The sequence below is a fragment of the Spiroplasma endosymbiont of Dactylopius coccus genome, from assembly GCF_977110965.1.
Genome location: NZ_OZ373019.1, coordinates 1164680 through 1183316, shown reverse-complemented (window position 1 = coordinate 1183316; position 18637 = coordinate 1164680). Strand labels below are relative to the sequence as shown.

The window sequence follows — 18637 nt, the reverse complement described above, 5'->3', positions numbered from 1 at the left end:
ATATCTTCCTCTATATATAATTTATTAGCTTTATTCAAATACTATTTTGTAATATATATAACTTTAACGCGAAAGTCAATATTTTTTTGGATATATGCTTTTTTATAAAAATTTTAAATAACTTATTAACAATTAATATATAAATTATGCTATATTTATTTAGTAAAAATTTAATATAAGTTTTTATCCTATTTATTTTTGTAAATAAATAGGTTTTTATTTTGATTTGAAAGGAACATAAAAATGAAATTCTTAAACACAAATGAGAGCGAAATTAATTCTGAAATACTTTCTAATTTATTACAATCAATACTTCCAAATAATCTTCTTACAGTGGGACTAGTGTGTCTTGCTGGTGGAATTGGTTACTATTCATGAAATTTTTACAAAAATAAAAAACAAGAATTAAATATAAAAGTAATACAAAAAAATGATGAAAAGAAAACTACATTAAACTCAAAGAATCTAACAAATCAATCAAGTAATATAAGTAAATATGAATATAATATGACATTAGATAATAACAATAGCAAAAATGTTGAAGAAGAATATGATATGTTAGATGATGCAAAAGAAGCAATAAATGATGAAGATGAATGAGCAATAATTGATTTACCTTCTTATGGAAGTAATCATATTTAAAAATTTAATTATAATAAAAGTTACCTAATGGTAACTTTTATTATAATATGTCAATCTATAATCATTAATTTCATCTACTAATAATTGTTTTCTAAAATTCTTTTATTGCTTTCATAAAAAATAAATTTACTAAAATAATCATTTCAAAATAAAAAAAATAATTTTGTTTTAAAGAATAAAAAAATAATCAATTTCATTATTAAATTTGGAAAATTTTAAAGATATTTCAAAAATATAATATCAAATATCGGGAACTCAATTATTTAATATTATTCCAATTGCCTTTTCATCAGTTTTTTGAAATTTTTTTCACTTATTAATTTTATCTTCAACTATTTTAATTAAATTAATTCAATTTCTATAAAAATTTCCACCTTTTTGTTCATTAATTTGTTTTTCTAACTTTTTACCAACTTTTTCAAAATCTCTTACTCCATTAGGAAAAACAAACAACACAGGATTTAATTCAACAATTTCAAGTCCTAATGTTTTTTTATTATTTATATTTTCTAAAATAAAATCTGGGCCATTTAATTTACCTTGTTCTTTTGTAGTACCTATATATTCTTTTAAAATATAATTCTTTCTTATTTTAATAGGAATTCCTAAATAATGATTAGAGTCATTAAATCACTTAATTTCACTATTATTTATTTGAAAAAAATCATCAGGAATTATTTTTATCAAACTAGGTTTTAAAATGTCAATACCTTTATTATCATGGTAACATCTTAATCATTCATCATTAGTTTGATTATATATTAAAAAATCAAAAAATCATGACTCTATTATTTTATTTGAACGAGGAATTAAAAAATCAATAATCTTAAGTTTAGTTAAATAAGAAAAATATATTTCAAATAAATGATTTTTGCAAAAATCAGATGCATATATAGAGTTACTAAATTTAAATAACTCTTTATTTTGTTCTAATTTATTTAAATTTGTTAAATGTTCAAAAATCATTTTTTTAAAATAATTTAAATCTAAACTATGACTAAAAATATTTTCTTCACAACTTTTAAATTGACATTTTTTATTTTGGAATTCATTGAAGGTAATTGTTTCTCTTCCTCATTTATTTAAATTTTTTGACATAATTAACACCTTATAAAAATGATTATTACATATATATATTATAAATAATAACTACTTTTTCTTTCTTCTTTTTAATACAAATATTGGAATAACAATTGCAAAAAATATTAAAGCAGTAAAACCAATAGTAATAATCATACATATTCTATTTATCTTTTTTTTGTATTGATTTAACTCTTGTGGATTAATAATTTCATAGCCATAATAACTTATAATATTACGTTTACGAAATTTAAAAATAACAATATTAATCATATGAATAAAGAAAATAACACCTAAAATAATTGTTAATGTTATTGCATCTTTAATAATATCAGGAACATTAACTGTTCATTTTTGAATAATAAAAGTTAATTTCTGACCACTAATCAAAAACATAATGCCAATAATAATACCAAGAACAATATAACTACTAATACTTATTCAATTAACAATTATCAAGTTAGCATGAATTTTACGATAATTTCTAATTATAAAATTAGGAGGTAATAGCGATCCTTTTAGTGTTCTTTCAATATATAAATCCACTTCTCTTCTTAATGTCACAAATTCAATAATATTAATCAAAATAATAGTAAGAGCAATAATTGCTAATGGAATAGTAATTACAGGATGAGGAATAATTTTTATGTTAATCATACCAAAATATAAACCAATAAAAGTTGAAGCAATAATTAATGTCATAACACCAATAAATAATAAAATCAATTGTTTTAGCTTCTCTGATTTAATTTCTCTGCTAATTGGTTTTGGAATTTTAAAACTATTTTTATAACTAACTATTTCCATAGTATTAAATGTTTGTGGTTGATCATAATACATATCTTTTTCTTTAGTAAAGTTTTCATTGATCGGCACTGTCTTTTTTTCTTGTAAAGGTATTATATAAGAACTAGTAACTTGTATATTTTTACCATCATATTTTTTTTCATTATAATCATTTTCATTAAAATCAGAATTATGAATATTTTCTTTATTTTTATTAATTGGTGGTACAACATTGCTAAAATAAGTGTTATTATTAGTTGATTTTTGATAACCTTCTTTATTTGATAACCTATTTTTTTGTGAAAAAAATTTATCAAATAATTTAAATTTTATTTTAGACATATACATCACCTACATTTAATTAGTTAAAATATTTTTTTGTCTTTTTAGAAATATGTTTACTTGAATAAAATTTTCTTTGTAATTTGGCAATTTCATGTTCAATTTCCAAAATTTTATCTTCAAATTGATAATCTTTTTCTTCTAAACTTAAGTATCCTTTAATAGAAATCCTTTTGCGTAAATACATTATTAATAAAATTGATAATAATAACAGAAAAATCAAAAGTGCTAACCCACCCATTGAATATAAAAAAGCAGTAATTGGAATCTCAAAACCTAAAAACTTAATGGTATTAGTACTACTATCATCACTTACTACTGCTAACACTAATTTCACCTCATATATTAGTATATAAATATTATAACAAAAACAGCAAATATAATTAATATTATCTATTTAATAGCTTATTTTCTGTTATAATGATTATTTTAATAATAAAAAAGAATATTAATAATATTCTTTTTCATATGTTCATCCTTCGCTACGTAAATATTTTGCTGCAACAAATTGTGCAAATATTGCTAGAAACAGACCAAAGAAAGTAATCAATAATAAAATTGTATAATCAAGGATTGGACGATTAATTAAAAATAAATCTTCTGGTGGGCGCTGTAACTCTAAAATAAATCTAATTAAATTTCATCCAAAAAAGTAAAGCCCCATTTGAACACCTGCATGCATCATTCGATAATGATGTGGATTATTTATTTCATAAAGTTTTTTGCTTTTATTTATATAATCATTAATTTTCTTACCAGAAGGTTTGACTTCTGCTAATGCTTTATTTACTACATTTTTTGGTACTTGATTATAATAGTAAACTTCATTTCACATTTTAGTTCAAGTCAAATGCTTTGGATCACGATTTACTTTATTTCAATATTTTGGATTAAAAGTTATTTTTCCTCAGTATTTAAAATTATCTTTAAAATGAAATTGAAACTTATCTGGCTCTACTTTTCATGGCTTTTTACCAAATCATTTACCAAGATTTGGAACAATAAATGTAATCGCTAATCATAAACCTAAATTAGCAATTGATTCATAAAGAAATATTGGTGCACGATAAACAATTTCACCATTAATCATTTCGGGATTACCACTTGGTCCACCAATTAATTTAAAACAATTATCACGAATAAAAGCAGGTAATCATGATAATGAATCATAACTTACAACGTTACCAAGTAATTCATGATTAAAGAAATTACCTCAACGTCCTAATATCTGCCCTAATAAAATATTAGGAATAATTAAATCGCCATATATTCATAATGATATTTTATACTTACGACCAACAAAGTAAAAAATAATTGCACCAGCAATAATGCCAAATAAAACACCACCATGAATAGACAACCCTGGTTTTCAAAATGCAAATTTTTCAAAAAAACTAATTGACTTATCAGGATCATCCTTACCAAGAAAACTAGCACCAAATAATGAAGTAGGAATAATAAATATTATTGATCATGCTAAAGAATCAGTAGGAACACGATAACGTTTAAATTTTACTCAAGAAGCAATAATTGAAGCAAAAATACCTGACATAATAGCAAATGCATAAACATGAAACCATCCACCATAAGTATCAGTAATGCCGTGAGGTCCAAAAAAATCTAAATTTAACATAACAAACACCTCACTTACAAGACCATCTTTTAATATAGAATACCATAATAGAATACCATAACTAACTAAGAATCACAATATAAATAAAGGCAAACAATACATATTACATATATAATTTTGATAAAGTGTAATTGTAATTCACATTTTTTTAGTTTTTTTATTGTATATTATTTTTTGCAAATATAAACTTAAATTAAGATTTACCAAAAAACAAATACAAAAAATAATGTATTTTTGCTAAATCTTAATTTAATTTTTAAAAAAAGGAGGGAATAAAAATGAAATTTAAACAATTGTTATTATTAATTACCACTGTTACAAGTTTAGGGATGATATTATCAAATAATAAAATAATTAATAGCAATCAAAATACTACTTTTTAAATAAAAACAATGTTTCTAAAATTAGCTTTAACAAAATGACAGGCACTACTGGTGAAATTAATAGTTTAACTTTTAAGGGGGAACAAACTTATGCCGTTAATAGTGAAGGTATTGTTTATAAAATTGACAATGGTCAATCTTTTGAAGAAATAAATTTACTTAATTATGATTATAAAATAAAATCACTAATTACAACACCTAATGGCACAATTTATGTTGGAACTTATAATGAAAAAAATAATGAATTAAAAGTTTATATTCTTAAAAATGATCAACTTGCTGAAAAATATACTTTAAGTTCACATCAATTATTAGCAATGACTTTTGACAAAGAAAATAATATTTATATAGGAACAAATCAAGGGGTATATACTAATTCAAGTCCAACAACTGAATTAAAAAAAATAGATGGAGCAATAGGTAACATTACAGTTTTAAAAACAACTAAAAATGGTTTAATTTATGCTGGTAATACAGAAGGAATGATTTTTAAAAGTATTGGGGGGTAATCCTTTTAATTTAGTTGAGCAACTAAAAGATGGTGGTATTACAAGTATTGCTGTTGATAATAAAGAAACAATCTTTGTTGAGGCTTTTTAGAAATCTGTGTATCTTTGTTTTACAAAGTACTAGTTAAGATTAATTCTATCTTCAAATTTTATCATAAAATGAGTAATTGCTGTATTTCAATTTTGAATGGGCATTGTTCATTTTTTTGTTAGAACCTGTTTAGGATCTTTTTTAACTTATTTTTGATTAAATTAATATCATAAATGTTATTTTATAGTTGAAAAATAAATTTTTAATCGATAAGTTGTCAAATGATAAAATCTTTTTAACAAAAAAATGACAAAGAAAATAAAATGTTAATTAACTGTCAGGTTAGAAATAATTATTCCCTTTTTTAGTTTAATTATGTTTAAAAGATTCCAAACAGGTTCTTATATTTTCAATTGCTAAATAAAATATTTTCAATTCTTCCATATCATTAGGAAAAACTTTTTTATTTCTGATAACTTTTCGTAATTGACTATTAACAGATTCAATAGCATTTGTGGTATAAATTACTCTTTTAATTTCTGTTGGATAACTAATAAAAACTATCAAATTTTCTCAATTTTTATATCAAGATTTAGCAATTTGAGGATATTGTTTATTTCACTTATTTTCAAATGTTTCTAAAGCCTGCATTGCTTGTTCTTCACTACATGCAGTATAAATTGGTTTTAAATCTGCAACTAGAGATTTTCTATGCTTATATGAGACATATTTCAAACTATTTCTAATTTGATGAACGATGCATAATTGATGTTCTGTTTTAGGATAAACTGATTGTATTGCTTCTGACATTCCTGTTAAATTATCACTACAAGCAATAAGAATATCATTTAAGCCTCGATTTTTCATTTCTGTGAAATTGGCTAATCAAAATTTAGAACCTTCATTTTCACTAATTCATAAGCCTAAAACATCTTTTTTACCTTCTAAATCAACTCCTAAAGCTATATACACAGATTTGTTAATAATGCGTTTATCTTGTCGTATTTTAACTACTATGCAATCAAAATAAACAATCGGATAAATACTATCTAATGGTCGATTTTGCCATGCTTTTACATCATCAATAACATCATCAGTAATTTGACTAATAACACTTTCACTAATATCAGCACCATGATATAACTCTTGTAATTGCATTCTAAGAACCTGTTTGGAATCTTTTAAACATAATTAAACTAAAAAAGGGAATAATTATTTCTAACCTGACAGTTAATTAACATTTTATTTTCTTTGTCATTTTTTTGTTAAAAAGATTTTATCATTTGACAACTTATCGATTAAAAATTTATTTTTCAACTATAAAATAACATTTATGATATTAATTTAATCAAAAATAAGTTAAAAAAGATCCTAAACAGGTTCTAATATCTGATAATGTCATACCTTTTGCATATAAAGAAAGAACTTGTTGATCAAAACCATCAAATCTTCTTTGTCTTTTTGCAATTATTACAGGATTAAAATTACTATTGCGATCTCGTGGTACATCAATCTCAATTTTACCTTGTTGAGTTATTAATTTTTTTGAACTTATACCATTACGAGCATTGTCACTATTACTATGTTGATTCTTATCATATCCTAAATAATTTTGCATCTCAGAATTCAACATTTTTTCTACTAATCTTTTTGTTAATTCTTTATACAAACCTCCCTCTTTAAAAACTGTTGTTAAATCTTCAGTATTTTCTAATAATAAATCTACTGCTTTTGATATTGGATCATTATTATTAATATTTTGCTTTTTAGCCATCTGTAATTCACTCTTTCTAGGTTTATTATAGAATTAATTAAACATAGTTATTTTTGTAAGTTACACAGATTACTAAACATTACCTTATTTTCTTTAAAAGCACTAATAACAGCTTCATCATACATATTATTTTTGATTTTATTTTCTTTTTTCTTTAAGTTAAAATAATATGTTGATTTAGATATTTTCAAAAAACGACACATTGTGCGAATTTTATATTTAACTTTATTTTTAGCAATAATTTCTACTTTCTGCCTATTATTAGTGCTGCTTGCTTTAAAATATCATTTTCCATTCTTAATTGTTTTAATTCTTTTCTTAATTTAATTAATTCATTTTCTTCAACAGAACGATTATCTTTAGTTTTAAAACTACCTGAATTAGTAAATTGCTTAATTCAATTATAAGTAGCTGCTCTTGTAACATTGTACTCTTTAGCAAGACAAGACACTGACTTACCGCTTTGATATAAAGCTACTATTTGTTTTTTAAATTCATCTGAATATGAGTTAATATTGGCCATAATTATACTTCCTTTCTTTTCACTAATTTGTTCACTTGTCTACGTAATTAGTGTCCAATAAAGTGTAACCCATCCAATGCTTCTGATGTAAATGGTAATTCAATTATTTGTTCTGCAACTGCACTTGCTTTTAAAAACATCATACTTTCATCATTATAAAGTATACCTTTTACTTGTGCTTCCATAGCAGTTAACATTGCTTTATTTCCATTATTACCACCAGTAATTAAACCAGTTGGAACTTGTGGAGTAGCCATAATATCTCTCCTTTTGAGAAATATTTAATTATTTTTACTAAATAAAAATTCTAAAAATTTAATCATTTCTTGTTTAGTTTTTGCACCAACAACTTCTGTATTTTTTAATAATTCTTCATTTTTAGATGTAATATTATTATCTAATTCAAAAAGTGTTTTTGGATTAAAAAACTCTTGTTTAGATTCTTCATTTTTAATAATTTCTTGTTTTTTAATTTCTTTATTATGTAAATTATTATTAAATATTTTTGCATAATCTTCTTTTATTTTATTTAAAGCGGAATGTTTATCAAGGTCTTTATATTCAGTATTAATTAATGATTTAACTATTTTTAATTGTTTATCATTAAAACCATTAAACAATTCTTTTTCTTGATATTCATTAACTTTATTTTCATATTCTTTTATTTTTATTTCATATTCACTTAATTTAGGTTCTAATTCAGTCTTAGTAGTTTTATAAACAAAATTTCGGTGTTGTTCTAATAAACTTTCTAATTCTTCACTATTATAATTTTTATTTTTATCTCAGTTAAAGTTTTCCATATTTAACTCCTATTCTCACAGAATGGCTACTGTTTCCTTAATATTAATTATATCATTTTTTCCCTTTAAAATAAAGAAAAAAACCTATATTTATTATAGGTTTTTAATCATTATTTTCTATTTTTCTTGGTTCACAAATATTAATAATTATATTACTTTGAGTAGTATTATCATCTTCATTAATATCAAATTCATTAGGATGAGATTTTAATCAATGTTGATAAATTAATTCTGGTTTTACTAATGCTTTTTCTAACATATGAGTTGAAATAATACTACGTGCTTTATCATAACTTTTTAAAAAATTACGTTGTCATGGACTGCTTCTGCGTCGGCAATCAAATATAAATTTTCTATCAATTCCAAGTGCATTATTTAATCCTTGTGGTGTTAATGTTTTATTTTTAGTTCTTAAATAATTACTAATTGTAACATCATAATTACCTAATTCTTTTCTTTTTGCTGGCATATTATATCACCTATATTCAATATTTATATACTAATTATAACATTTTAACTAAAGTATACTACAACACTCACCAGTTAATTATTGTTATACTTAAAGTCATGTATTTAGAAAGGAAAAAGCATTATGATTTTACTATCTGAAAAACTTGACAACTATCAACATAAAATTAATCATGAAAAACAAATGTTATTAGATTATGATAATAAAATATTAAAATATGATAATAATTGATTTTTAAATGAATATGATAGAAATAAATATAAATTAATAAAACGTAGAAAACATTTAATAAAAAGTGAATTTGGAATATCTTATTTACCATTAAGAACATATAAAAATAAATTAACAAATGAAATTATAACTCCAACAAGAATATATATTGATATTGATAAATATAAAAATTATACAAATTGAGTTAATAAATTAATAATAATTAATGCTGATTTTAATAATATTACATATCCTATAATTAAACATAATTTAAAAATAAATATATCTTTATCAACTATTTGTAGAAGATTAAAAGAAACTATTATATTTGTTCAAGAATTACCAAAAGAAAAAAGACAAATATTACCAACTGATTATATTTATATACAATCAGATGAATCATATAATAATTTAATTGATAATAAGCAAAAAAGAAAATTTAGACACAGAACGGTAAGTATTAGTTTAGGTTTTGATTTAAATAAATCTACTGATAATAGACATGTTTTAGAAAATAAATATATTTTTGTTATTTCAACTAGAAAAGGTCAAAGAATTACTAAAAAAGAATTTGGTAAATCAATAATAACTAATTTAGATAATATTTTTATTGGTTATACTAATGAAAATTTAAAATTAACTGGTGATGGTGCAACTTATCTTAAATCTACTGCTAATTATTTAAAAATTGATTATGCTGTAGATAAATGACATCCATTACAAAAATTAAAACAAGTATTTATTGTAGGAAAAGGTAAAAGAACAAAAGAAAATAATAAAAAATTAAATTATGCTTATTATGAATTATTTTTAAATGGTTGTTATTATAAATTATTAGATTATTTAAAAGAAAATAATGCTGATGAAAAAATATATGAATATTTTAAAAATAATAAAGAAGGTATTAGAAATCAAAATGCTATTTGAAATATAGGTTGTAGTGCTGAAAGTGATGTTTATCATTTAATAAAATCTATATCTAAGAACCTGTTTAGGATCTTTTTTAACTTATTTTTGATTAAATTAATATCATAAATGTTATTTTATAGTTGAAAAATAAATTTTTAATCGATAAGTTGTCAAATGATAAAATCTTTTTAACAAAAAAATGACAAAGAAAATAAAATGTTAATTAACTGTCAGGTTAGAAATAATTATTCCCTTTTTTAGTTTAATTATGTTTAAAAGATTCCAAACAGGTTCTAATAATAATAATGCAAAAATTTATTCAAAAGAAGCATTTTTTAATTTATTAAAATTAAAACAAGCAAGGATTAATAAATTAAAAGTGTTTGTTTAAATTTATAAAATTTAATAAATCTAAACCTAAATAGTTAGGAATTTTTAAATTATATTAATAAAAATGTGACACAAAATACTTTATTTTTTTTAATTAATGTGTTATAATTATTATAAAAATTAATAATTTATTTTATCTTTTATTTAAAGAAAATTAAATTATATCCACATTTGAAATACGTCCCAATATTTTATTATAATTATTATGATAAATTAAATTAATTAAAAGGAGAAAAAATGAACATTTTTATAGAAATATTGGGGTATCTTGCAGCCATTTGTATTCCTTTGGCATTCTTACCACAAACTATTAAACTAATTAAAACAAGAAATACTTCAGGTCTTTCTATTTTTTCATATAGTATCTATCAACTGGGGGGTCTTACTTTTTTAATATTTGGCATACTTCGTAATGATATTCCCATGATTACTTGTCAAACTATTACTGCTACACTAAATTTCATAATAATTGGGATTATTGTTAACAATTTAATTAAACAAAAAAATAAGGAGGAAAAAAATGTCTAATATTGCAATTGATATTATTGGATATATAGGTGCCTTTTTTATTTCAGTTGCCTTTTTACCACAAACTATTAAACTAATTAAAACTAAAAACACAAAAGGTTTATCGTTAATTTCTTATAGCATATATCAAATAGGCTTAACTTCATTCATAATTTATGCTAGTTTAATTAAAAACATTCCCTTACTAGCAGCAAATGCCTTTGGTACAGTTATTAATATCATATTATTAACATTAATAATTTATAATTTATATTATAATAATAAAGATAAAAAGAACAATTTAACTTCCAAAAAATAAAATTTTTATTAACATAATACTTGCACAAGAATGGAGAAAAAAATGGCACATATTAATCTATTAGGAACTTTTATTTTTATTATCATTGGTTATTTAATTGGCTCAATCTCACCTTCAATTATTATTAGTAAATTAAAATTTAAAACCGATGTTAGAGATTATTACTCTAAAAATGCTGGTGCTACTAATTCAACACGAGTTATGGGTGGTAAATGGGGAGCTATTATTTTAATTATTGATGGTTTTAAGCCCGCTATTCCTATTTTAATTGCATACGGTTTAACCTTTATTGATATTACTAATCCTAATTATGAAACAATGTTTAAACAAGCATATATTTATCCAACTGGTCTTGCTGCAATTATTGGTCACTGTTGACCACTATTTTATGGTTTTCGTGGTGGTAAAGGAGCTGCATCTTCATTAGGAGTACTATTAATGATTAATCCTATTTATTGCGTTATCACAATTGCTAGTTGATGATTTATTTTATATTTAAGTAGAATGTCATCTTTATCTTCAATGTTAATGATGATACTTGCTTTTATCTTATCATGAATACCGAATATACCATTGCATTCTTTTCTTTCCCAACAAGACACTCAATACTATATTGTTAATATAACTATGGCTCTAATTTGAATATTAATTATTATTCGTCATTGAGATAATTGTAAAAGAATTCTTAATCATACTGAACGTAAAGTGACTATTTTTGATAAAAAAAAATAAAAAAGCAAATGAAGAAAAAAAATAAAAAATCATCTCTTTATACAAACTCAATAAAAATATTTTTTTAAAAAATACTTGTTTTATGTTTAAAATTAATGTATTATTATAGCCGTGTTGACTTAACATTGTTAATATTCTCTCCGATATTAGCTTTGCTTAAGCCGAATTATATTTAAAGGAGAGTTGTCAAATATGGAACAAATTAAACAAGATGAATTGATTAAAAAATTTCGCTTAAATGCCAAGGATACTGGTTCTTCTGCAGTTCAAATTATTAATTTAACAAAAAGAATTTTAGAATTAACAGCCCATCTACAAGTACAAAAAAAAGATATTACTGCAAAACGAAGTTTGTTAAAAATGGTAGCAAGCAGAAAACGTTTCTTAAAATACTTTAAAAAACAAGATGTTGCTACATACAATAAATTATTAACAGCACTATCACTAAAAGATAACTAATATTAAATCAGTATTTACTTATTAATACTGATTTTTTTATATACATCTAAATAATATTAAACATAGAAATAGATTTACAAATGATTTAAACAATAATAAAATTAATACTAAAAGTGTTATAATATAATTATTAATTATTATATGTTTCTAACCCATTTATTTTTTACTAAAATAAATGGGTTTTTGATTTCAAAAAGGAGGAACAAAATAATGAATGATAAAGATATTAATGGTGAAAAAATAATATCAGTTATTTTAAATTCTGTCACTTCATATCAAAATATTACATATTTTAATTATTGGGATTATATAATTAAAGAAGAAAAAATTAGTTCTGAAATAAAAAAAGAGATCAATAATTTAATAGAAAAAAATACTAATATAAATTATACAAACGAAAATGGTGATAGTCCTTTAATAGTAGCAAGTCACTATTATCAACTTATAGATTCCATTAAAATTTTAATAGAAAATGGGGCTAATATCAACCACGCAAACCAAAATGGTGATATAGCACTAATAATATCTACTAAAAAAGGTTATTTAAGTATAATTAATGTTTTAATAGAAAATGGGGCTAATATCAACCACGCAAACCAAAATGGTGATACAGCCTTGCATTTAGCTGCTAAAATGGACTAGCACAAATAGTTAATACTTTATTTACTAATAAATAATGCAAATATTCATTTCATAAATCAAAATCGTGATACAGCTTTGACAATCATTATTAATAATAGTTTATTTTATGATAAAAACATAAAAAATATATTAGAAAACATATTTTATCAAGAATATGAAGAATATATTACAAATAAGGCAAAAGTAGAAATTATTAAATACAGACCAGAATTTTCAAATAACTCATTATTTCATGATATTAAAGATAATATATTAATACATTTAAATACAAATAATTCAGTAAAAAATATAAAAGAAAATTTAATATTAATTGGATTAAAAATTGATAAGAAAAGAATTTTAAAAATTGAACAAAAAATAAAGAAAATATTTAAATGTAACATTAATAAATTAAATACTAATAAAGAAAAAGAAAAAAAATGACAGAAAAAAAATTAAACAAGAATTAAATGAAGAAAATTATCCACAAAATAAGTCATCAACAAGTGGATATATAAAACATTAAATTTATCACAAATATAATGAATAAAAATAGTTACCATTATGGTAACTATTTTACAACTTATATTTAATAAAAATTATCGTTTTTTAGTAGTACTTTGTTGACGTTTCATTGCTTGCATTACTGATTTAATTTGAGATTCAGTAGGTTTACGCCCCATTTGTAAATACATTGCACGAATCATATTTTCATTAATAGGAGGATTTTTCTGTAATTGTTTTTCGAAAATCTTCTTAGTAACAATAAAACCAACTAATCCACCAATTAACGCACTAGCAATGCCAATGATTAATACTGCTCACCAAACCATCATTATTAATTTCTCCTTACTTATTGTTTAAAAACTTATTAAGTTTATCACACACTTGATTTGATGTAAAGCCATATTTTTCTAGTACTACCTTATCAGGAGCAGAAATACCAAAAGTACTTACGCCAATAACAAAGCCATTACCTACAACATATTTATATCAACTATCTTTAGAACCCATTTCAATAGCAACTTTTATAATATCATTAGGTAAAATTTTATTTTGATATGTTTTATCTTGTTTATCAAAAATAAAAGTAGAAGGCATTGAAACTACACGAACATTAAGTTTTTGATCGTTTCATAGTTGTTCTTGACTAGCAATAGCTAATGAAACTTCACTACCGGTAGCAATAATAATTAAATCTAAAGCTTTACTACTATTCTCTTTACTAATAATATAAGCACCTTTTTGAACTGCCTCAATATTACTATTTGCAAGTTGTGGTAAATTTTGTCTAGTAATAATAATAGCACTAGGGTTAGTTTTACTAGATAATGCCATTAAATATGCACCAATTGTTTCTTTTGTATCAGCGGGGCGAATTACATTAAAATTAGGAATAGTTCTTAACATTGTTAGTTGTTCAACTGGTTCATGGGTAGGACCATCTTCGCCAACTGCGATACTATCATGACTAAAAATAAACAAAGATGGAATTGACATTAAAGCTGCTAATCGTAATGCAGGTTTTAGATAATCACTAAACACAAGAAAAGTAGAACCAAAAGGAATTGTGCCTTGATGTAACGTCATACCGTTAACAATAGCGCCCATTGCAAATTCTCTTACTCCATAATGAATATGTCTTCCTGAATGATCAAGAGGTAGAAAGTCTTTGTCTGTTACTAATGCTTTAGTTGAGCCAGCTAAATCAGCACTACCACCAATTAATGTTGGACAATGAGCTGATAAAAGTTTTAAAATATTACCAGAGTCTACTCTTGTTGCTTGTGGATTTACCCCAATAATTGAAGTTCAATCAATTTTATTTAATTGATAATCTTCATTAAAAATTTCATTTTTCAATGCTGATTTAATTTCTTTATACAATTTTGGATATAATTTTGCATATTTTTCAACTTTTTGATTTCAAACTAATTCTATTTTAGAACCATGATTAAGTGCTGTTTGTGTGAAGTAAGTACTTACTTCTTCTGGAACAGTAAATTCAGGATATTCTCAGTTTAAATTTTTAGCAACTGTTTTAATATCTTCCATTAAAGGAGAGCCATGAACACTCGGTGTTCCTTTTTTACTAGCCCCATAACCAATTATAGTTTTAATTTCAATTAAAGTTGGTTTATCACTAACTTTTGCTTTTTTAATAGCTTCAGAAATAAGTTTATCATCTTCACCATCTTCAACTTTTAAATAATTTCACTCTAATGCTTGAAGACGCATTTTTAAATTTTCTGAATATACTAATTTAACAGATGAATCTAATTGAACATCATTTGAATCATATAAAATAATTAGTTTATTTAATTTAAAATGTCCAGCAAAACTAAGTGCTTCTTGTGCAATACCTTCTTGTAAATCACCATCACCACAAATTGCATATGTATAATGTTCAATAATATTAAGATCTTTTTGATTATATTTAGCACTAAGAAAACTCTCAGTAAGCGCCATTCCAACAGCATTAGCGATACCCTGACCTAATGGTCCAGTAGCCGTCTCTACTCCATAGTCTAAATGATATTCGGGATGACCAGGTGTATTACTATTTAATTGACGGAATTGTTTTATATCATTGATTGTATATTTATAACCAGCATGATGTAATATTGAATATAATAAAGCACTACCATGACCTGCTGATAAAACAAATCGATCACGATTAAATCATTTTGGATTTTTTGGATTAAAAGATAAATGATTTTTAAATAAAGAAAAAGTCATTGGTGAAGCACCTAAAACAATACCAGGATGGCCACTTTTAGCAGCATTAACTGCTTGTACTCCTAACATACGAATTGAATTAATAGTTAATTTATCTAAATTAATTTTATTTTCCATAATTTCTCCTTAAATTTTTAATAGTTATTATTTAATATAATATTAACAATATTCTTAATAAAATAGGTAATTTTTTAAAAATAATTAAAAAAGTATAAATAATAATGACAAAAAATATAATTTTATTTTAACTAAATTGAATCTTTGAACAAATTAAAAAAGAAAAGGTCACCCCAAGATAAAAAAAATAATATTTCATCTTAAATAAGATAACTCTTTTCTTAATATTTTACATTTGTGATGTTCTTGGTTTATTTAAGTTTATTAATGGTAGGTTTGCTGATTCATTGTTTACTTGTTGTTTATTAAAATCTTTTCCAGATGATTTTGAAAATAATGTTGGATTTGTTTTTGGTTTTTTACTACATGATTCTGATATTTTTTTTCATTTTTGACTAATTTCTATTTCAATTTTCTTATTTTTATTAATTTTTCCAAAAGTTACTAATTTAATTAAGAAATTTAAAATTATATTTATTTTTTGTTGTTCTAAAACTTTAATTTCTTCTATTTCAGATTTTTTGATTACTTGCATTAAATTTGATTGTGTTTTTGCTGATTTTTCAAGTTCTTCTTGTTCTTCTAAATATAAACCAATTGCTTTATTATTTCTTTCCTGTCTTTTTAATGATAAAGCCTCTAATGCAATTGCTCTATCAATATCTTCTTGCTCTTGTTCTACATTAAATTGGTCTTGCAATGATAATGCAATTGCTCTATCAATATCTTCTTGCTCTTTCTCAGATACTTCTTCTGATGGTAATGTTTTATAAGGTTCATCAACAACTACAAAACCAAATTCATCATCTTCATTGGTTGCTTGTAAATCTAAACTACTTTCATAAAGAGATGGTGAAATGGTTGGTTCGGAAATTATTACCTTTTCTTGATGATTATTATTTGTATGTTGAATAATCTTACTTCCTTTGGGTCTTACTCCTTGTTTTAGTATTTCCTCTTCAGTAACTAATTTTACTTCTGTCTCTACTTTAAATGTTTGTGATGAGGACATTGATGTTTCTTTAAATTCTTTTACTATTATGTCAGATTGTTTTTCTTTTTCTAACGATAATTTTTTTGCCAGTTCCACTTGTTCTTCTTCTGATAATCTCATCGCTTCAGCAATAAGATTTGGATCAATTGCAAGTTGTTCCATTTGTTCAAGTGTGAATGTTCTTATTTGTTCCATTGTAAATACTGGTGTTTGTTTTTTATCAATCGTGCTCTTTTGTCAATGAACGGATTTGTTGTGTTGTGAATGCAAATGTTGGCGATAATTTTAATTTTCTAATATAAGTTTCAGCTGCCATTATTTTTTCTTCCTTTCTAAAAATAAAAAACCCATTTATTTTAAAATTAAAATAAGAGGATTAAAAAACTTTATATTCTTTTGTAGAATATTATCATAATAATAATATTTTTCCAATAAATAAATTATTATTTTTTTTCATTGGGTTATCAAGAAGTAGGGGCTTTGCCCCTCGTTGCTTCGCAACTCACCCCAGCGGGGCTAAACCCCGCGGCCAACCCAACAAAAGGTTCTTTGTTGGTTCCGGCCATTTTTTTAATTTTTATCTCCCTTTTTCTTTAAAATATTATCTAATTTATCTAAACCAGCAGATTTAATGTCATTATAAGTCATATCAATACTACTTGCTTCTTTAAGGTATTTTTTAGGTGATAATTCACTTTTAAGTTCATGCACATAATGTAAAGCCCTAGAATTATACCTTTTTAATCAATGTCTAGGAAAAAATAAAATCATAGTCATTGCTTCACCACTATAACTTGGAGGCATTATACCTTTTTTAAACATTTTCTTTGTTTTACGTCGTGAAAATACTACTTTATTATAATCATCAATATTAGTATATAAATTAATATTAAATACAACAAAAAATAATAAAATACGCATTTTTTTAACTTGAACAACATATTCCACTTTTTCTCTTGCTTGTACTGGTATTCTATTAGGGTGTTGTTCAATCAAATACATTGTACCATTAAACATATGACCTATTAATTTACAAAATTGTCCTAAACTTTCTTGTTGATTTTTAAACTGTACTCCTAAATCATTAGAATTTATTTTTAATGCTAATTCATCTAAAATTATTAAATCTTGTTCCTCAAAAGCATAATTACTTGCTAACTGATTAAAAGTAAAAACATCGTTATAATTAACCAAATAAGAATAACCAGTCTTTAACTTAATAGGGAAAGGACTAACTACTCGTTTCTTATGAGTTTGTGCTAAACAACAAGCAAGGGCAGATTTACCAGTTCTTGGAGGTGCTGAAATAATATAACTACCAACTCGTTTTAAAATTTTAACATTACGAATAGTTATACAAATTGGATAAATAATTATAATCAAACCTATAACTAATAACACATAACCATATCAAGGCATTATTTCAACTCCTAACCTATAATTAAACTAATTGCTCTAACAAATAATCACAAAGGTATAATATTTTCAATTGCACTAACAATATCAACATTTAAAGCAGTACTAATAGTATCTGAAAAAATATGCCGTAATAAACTATCTGTTGTAAAAAGAAACTGTCTTAATGGTTCAACTGGTAAAACCTTACCAACAACACCATAAAGTAATCATCTAAGAACCTGTTTAGGATCTTTTTTAACTTATTTT

23 protein-coding genes and 2 pseudogenes are annotated in these 18637 nt (G+C 23.5%); 10 read left to right on the top strand and 15 right to left on the bottom strand.

Translation table 4 applies throughout. The annotated features are described in order from the left end of the window. Positions 1-243 precede the first annotated feature (243 nt). Positions 244-642, top strand: coding sequence for a hypothetical protein (locus ACXUB0_RS07435; protein ID WP_458258281.1), 399 nt, complete (start codon positions 244-246; stop codon positions 640-642). Between the two features lie 168 nt (positions 643-810). On the opposite strand, the gene ACXUB0_RS07430 is transcribed toward ACXUB0_RS07435, so the two are convergent. From ACXUB0_RS07430 to ACXUB0_RS07415, 4 genes are all read right to left on the bottom strand, one after another. Then, positions 811-1740: a hypothetical protein gene (locus ACXUB0_RS07430; protein WP_458258280.1), complete on the bottom strand. Its 930-nt coding sequence runs from the start codon at positions 1738-1740 to the stop codon at positions 811-813. A gap of 51 nt (positions 1741-1791) precedes the next feature. After that, complete coding sequence (locus tag ACXUB0_RS07425; protein ID WP_458258279.1) at positions 1792-2850, bottom strand: MSC_0882 family membrane protein; 1059 nt, start codon at positions 2848-2850, stop codon at positions 1792-1794. Positions 2851-2869: 19 nt separating this feature from the next. Beyond that, positions 2870-3178: a hypothetical protein gene (locus ACXUB0_RS07420; protein WP_458258278.1), complete on the bottom strand. Its 309-nt coding sequence runs from the start codon at positions 3176-3178 to the stop codon at positions 2870-2872. A gap of 120 nt (positions 3179-3298) precedes the next feature. Continuing rightward, a complete protein-coding gene (locus tag ACXUB0_RS07415; protein ID WP_458258277.1) occupies positions 3299-4483 on the bottom strand; it encodes a prolipoprotein diacylglyceryl transferase in 1185 nt (394 codons plus the stop codon). Positions 4484-4901: 418 nt separating this feature from the next. Here ACXUB0_RS07415 and ACXUB0_RS07410 point away from each other — a divergent pair, with 418 nt between their 5' ends. Next, positions 4902-5375 (top strand): hypothetical protein, encoded by a 474-nt coding sequence (locus ACXUB0_RS07410; protein WP_458258276.1) that lies wholly within the window; start codon positions 4902-4904, stop codon positions 5373-5375. Positions 5376-5814: 439 nt separating this feature from the next. On the opposite strand, the pseudogene ACXUB0_RS07405 reads toward ACXUB0_RS07410, so the two are convergent. The 7 genes and pseudogenes from ACXUB0_RS07405 to ACXUB0_RS07375 all read right to left on the bottom strand — a co-directional run. Continuing rightward, positions 5815-6555 (bottom strand): annotated as a pseudogene (locus ACXUB0_RS07405) (IS256 family transposase); the annotation flags it as partial. Positions 6556-6790: 235 nt separating this feature from the next. After that, positions 6791-7180, bottom strand: a pseudogene (locus ACXUB0_RS07400) (transposase); the annotation flags it as partial. Positions 7181-7227: 47 nt separating this feature from the next. After that, on the bottom strand, positions 7228-7383 hold the full coding sequence (locus ACXUB0_RS07395) for a hypothetical protein (RefSeq protein WP_458258275.1): 156 nt from the start codon (positions 7381-7383) through the stop codon (positions 7228-7230). 41 nt (positions 7384-7424) lie between these two features. After that, the gene (locus ACXUB0_RS07390; protein ID WP_353306568.1) at positions 7425-7703 is read right to left on the bottom strand and encodes a transposase; all 279 of its coding nucleotides are present in this window, start codon (positions 7701-7703) and stop codon (positions 7425-7427) included. A 47-nt stretch (positions 7704-7750) separates the two neighbouring features. After that, positions 7751-7960 (bottom strand): hypothetical protein, encoded by a 210-nt coding sequence (locus ACXUB0_RS07385; RefSeq protein WP_458258274.1) that lies wholly within the window; start codon positions 7958-7960, stop codon positions 7751-7753. A gap of 24 nt (positions 7961-7984) precedes the next feature. Beyond that, complete coding sequence (locus tag ACXUB0_RS07380; RefSeq protein ID WP_458258273.1) at positions 7985-8506, bottom strand: hypothetical protein; 522 nt, start codon at positions 8504-8506, stop codon at positions 7985-7987. A 103-nt stretch (positions 8507-8609) separates the two neighbouring features. After that, positions 8610-8975: a hypothetical protein gene (locus ACXUB0_RS07375; protein ID WP_458257906.1), complete on the bottom strand. Its 366-nt coding sequence runs from the start codon at positions 8973-8975 to the stop codon at positions 8610-8612. Positions 8976-9098: 123 nt separating this feature from the next. On the opposite strand from ACXUB0_RS07375, the gene ACXUB0_RS07370 reads away from it, so the two are divergent. The 8 genes from ACXUB0_RS07370 (at position 9099) to ACXUB0_RS07335 (ending at position 13581) form a co-directional block, all read left to right on the top strand. Then, a complete protein-coding gene (locus tag ACXUB0_RS07370; protein WP_458258272.1) occupies positions 9099-10220 on the top strand; it encodes an Mbov_0401 family ICE element transposase-like protein in 1122 nt (373 codons plus the stop codon). A 142-nt stretch (positions 10221-10362) separates the two neighbouring features. Continuing rightward, positions 10363-10485 carry a hypothetical protein gene (locus tag ACXUB0_RS07365; RefSeq protein WP_458258271.1) on the top strand — a complete coding sequence of 41 codons (123 nt, stop codon included), beginning with the start codon at positions 10363-10365 and terminating at the stop codon, positions 10483-10485. A 236-nt stretch (positions 10486-10721) separates the two neighbouring features. Further along, entirely contained in the window at positions 10722-11012 is a 291-nt protein-coding gene (locus ACXUB0_RS07360; protein ID WP_174481052.1) for a SemiSWEET family sugar transporter, read from the top strand. Continuing rightward, complete coding sequence (locus ACXUB0_RS07355) at positions 11005-11310, top strand: SemiSWEET family sugar transporter (protein WP_281748102.1); 306 nt, start codon at positions 11005-11007, stop codon at positions 11308-11310. Before ACXUB0_RS07360 ends, ACXUB0_RS07355 begins: the two co-directional genes overlap by 8 nt. A 42-nt stretch (positions 11311-11352) precedes the next feature. Continuing rightward, positions 11353-12042 carry a glycerol-3-phosphate 1-O-acyltransferase PlsY gene (plsY, locus tag ACXUB0_RS07350; RefSeq protein WP_458258270.1) on the top strand — a complete coding sequence of 230 codons (690 nt, stop codon included), beginning with the start codon at positions 11353-11355 and terminating at the stop codon, positions 12040-12042. Positions 12043-12234: 192 nt separating this feature from the next. Beyond that, positions 12235-12501 (top strand): 30S ribosomal protein S15, encoded by a 267-nt coding sequence (gene rpsO / locus ACXUB0_RS07345; RefSeq protein WP_252319942.1) that lies wholly within the window; start codon positions 12235-12237, stop codon positions 12499-12501. Between the two features lie 210 nt (positions 12502-12711). Beyond that, positions 12712-13143 carry an ankyrin repeat domain-containing protein gene (locus ACXUB0_RS07340; RefSeq protein ID WP_458258269.1) on the top strand — a complete coding sequence of 144 codons (432 nt, stop codon included), beginning with the start codon at positions 12712-12714 and terminating at the stop codon, positions 13141-13143. Between the two features lie 75 nt (positions 13144-13218). After that, entirely contained in the window at positions 13219-13581 is a 363-nt protein-coding gene (locus tag ACXUB0_RS07335; protein WP_458258268.1) for a hypothetical protein, read from the top strand. Between the two features lie 140 nt (positions 13582-13721). On the opposite strand, the gene ACXUB0_RS07330 is transcribed toward ACXUB0_RS07335, so the two are convergent. The 4 genes from ACXUB0_RS07330 to ACXUB0_RS07315 all read right to left on the bottom strand — a co-directional run bounded on the left by ACXUB0_RS07330 (position 13722) and on the right by ACXUB0_RS07315 (position 18391). After that, positions 13722-13958, bottom strand: a complete 237-nt coding sequence (locus ACXUB0_RS07330) for a YneF family protein (protein WP_252319938.1) — start codon at positions 13956-13958, stop codon at positions 13722-13724. A 13-nt stretch (positions 13959-13971) separates the two neighbouring features. Beyond that, positions 13972-15978, bottom strand: a complete 2007-nt coding sequence (gene tkt, locus ACXUB0_RS07325; RefSeq protein WP_458258267.1) for a transketolase — start codon at positions 15976-15978, stop codon at positions 13972-13974. Between the two features lie 229 nt (positions 15979-16207). After that, complete coding sequence (locus ACXUB0_RS07320; RefSeq protein WP_458258266.1) at positions 16208-17167, bottom strand: hypothetical protein; 960 nt, start codon at positions 17165-17167, stop codon at positions 16208-16210. 375 nt (positions 17168-17542) lie between these two features. Continuing rightward, positions 17543-18391 carry a hypothetical protein gene (locus ACXUB0_RS07315; protein ID WP_458258265.1) on the bottom strand — a complete coding sequence of 283 codons (849 nt, stop codon included), beginning with the start codon at positions 18389-18391 and terminating at the stop codon, positions 17543-17545. Between the last annotated feature and the right edge of the window lie 246 nt (positions 18392-18637).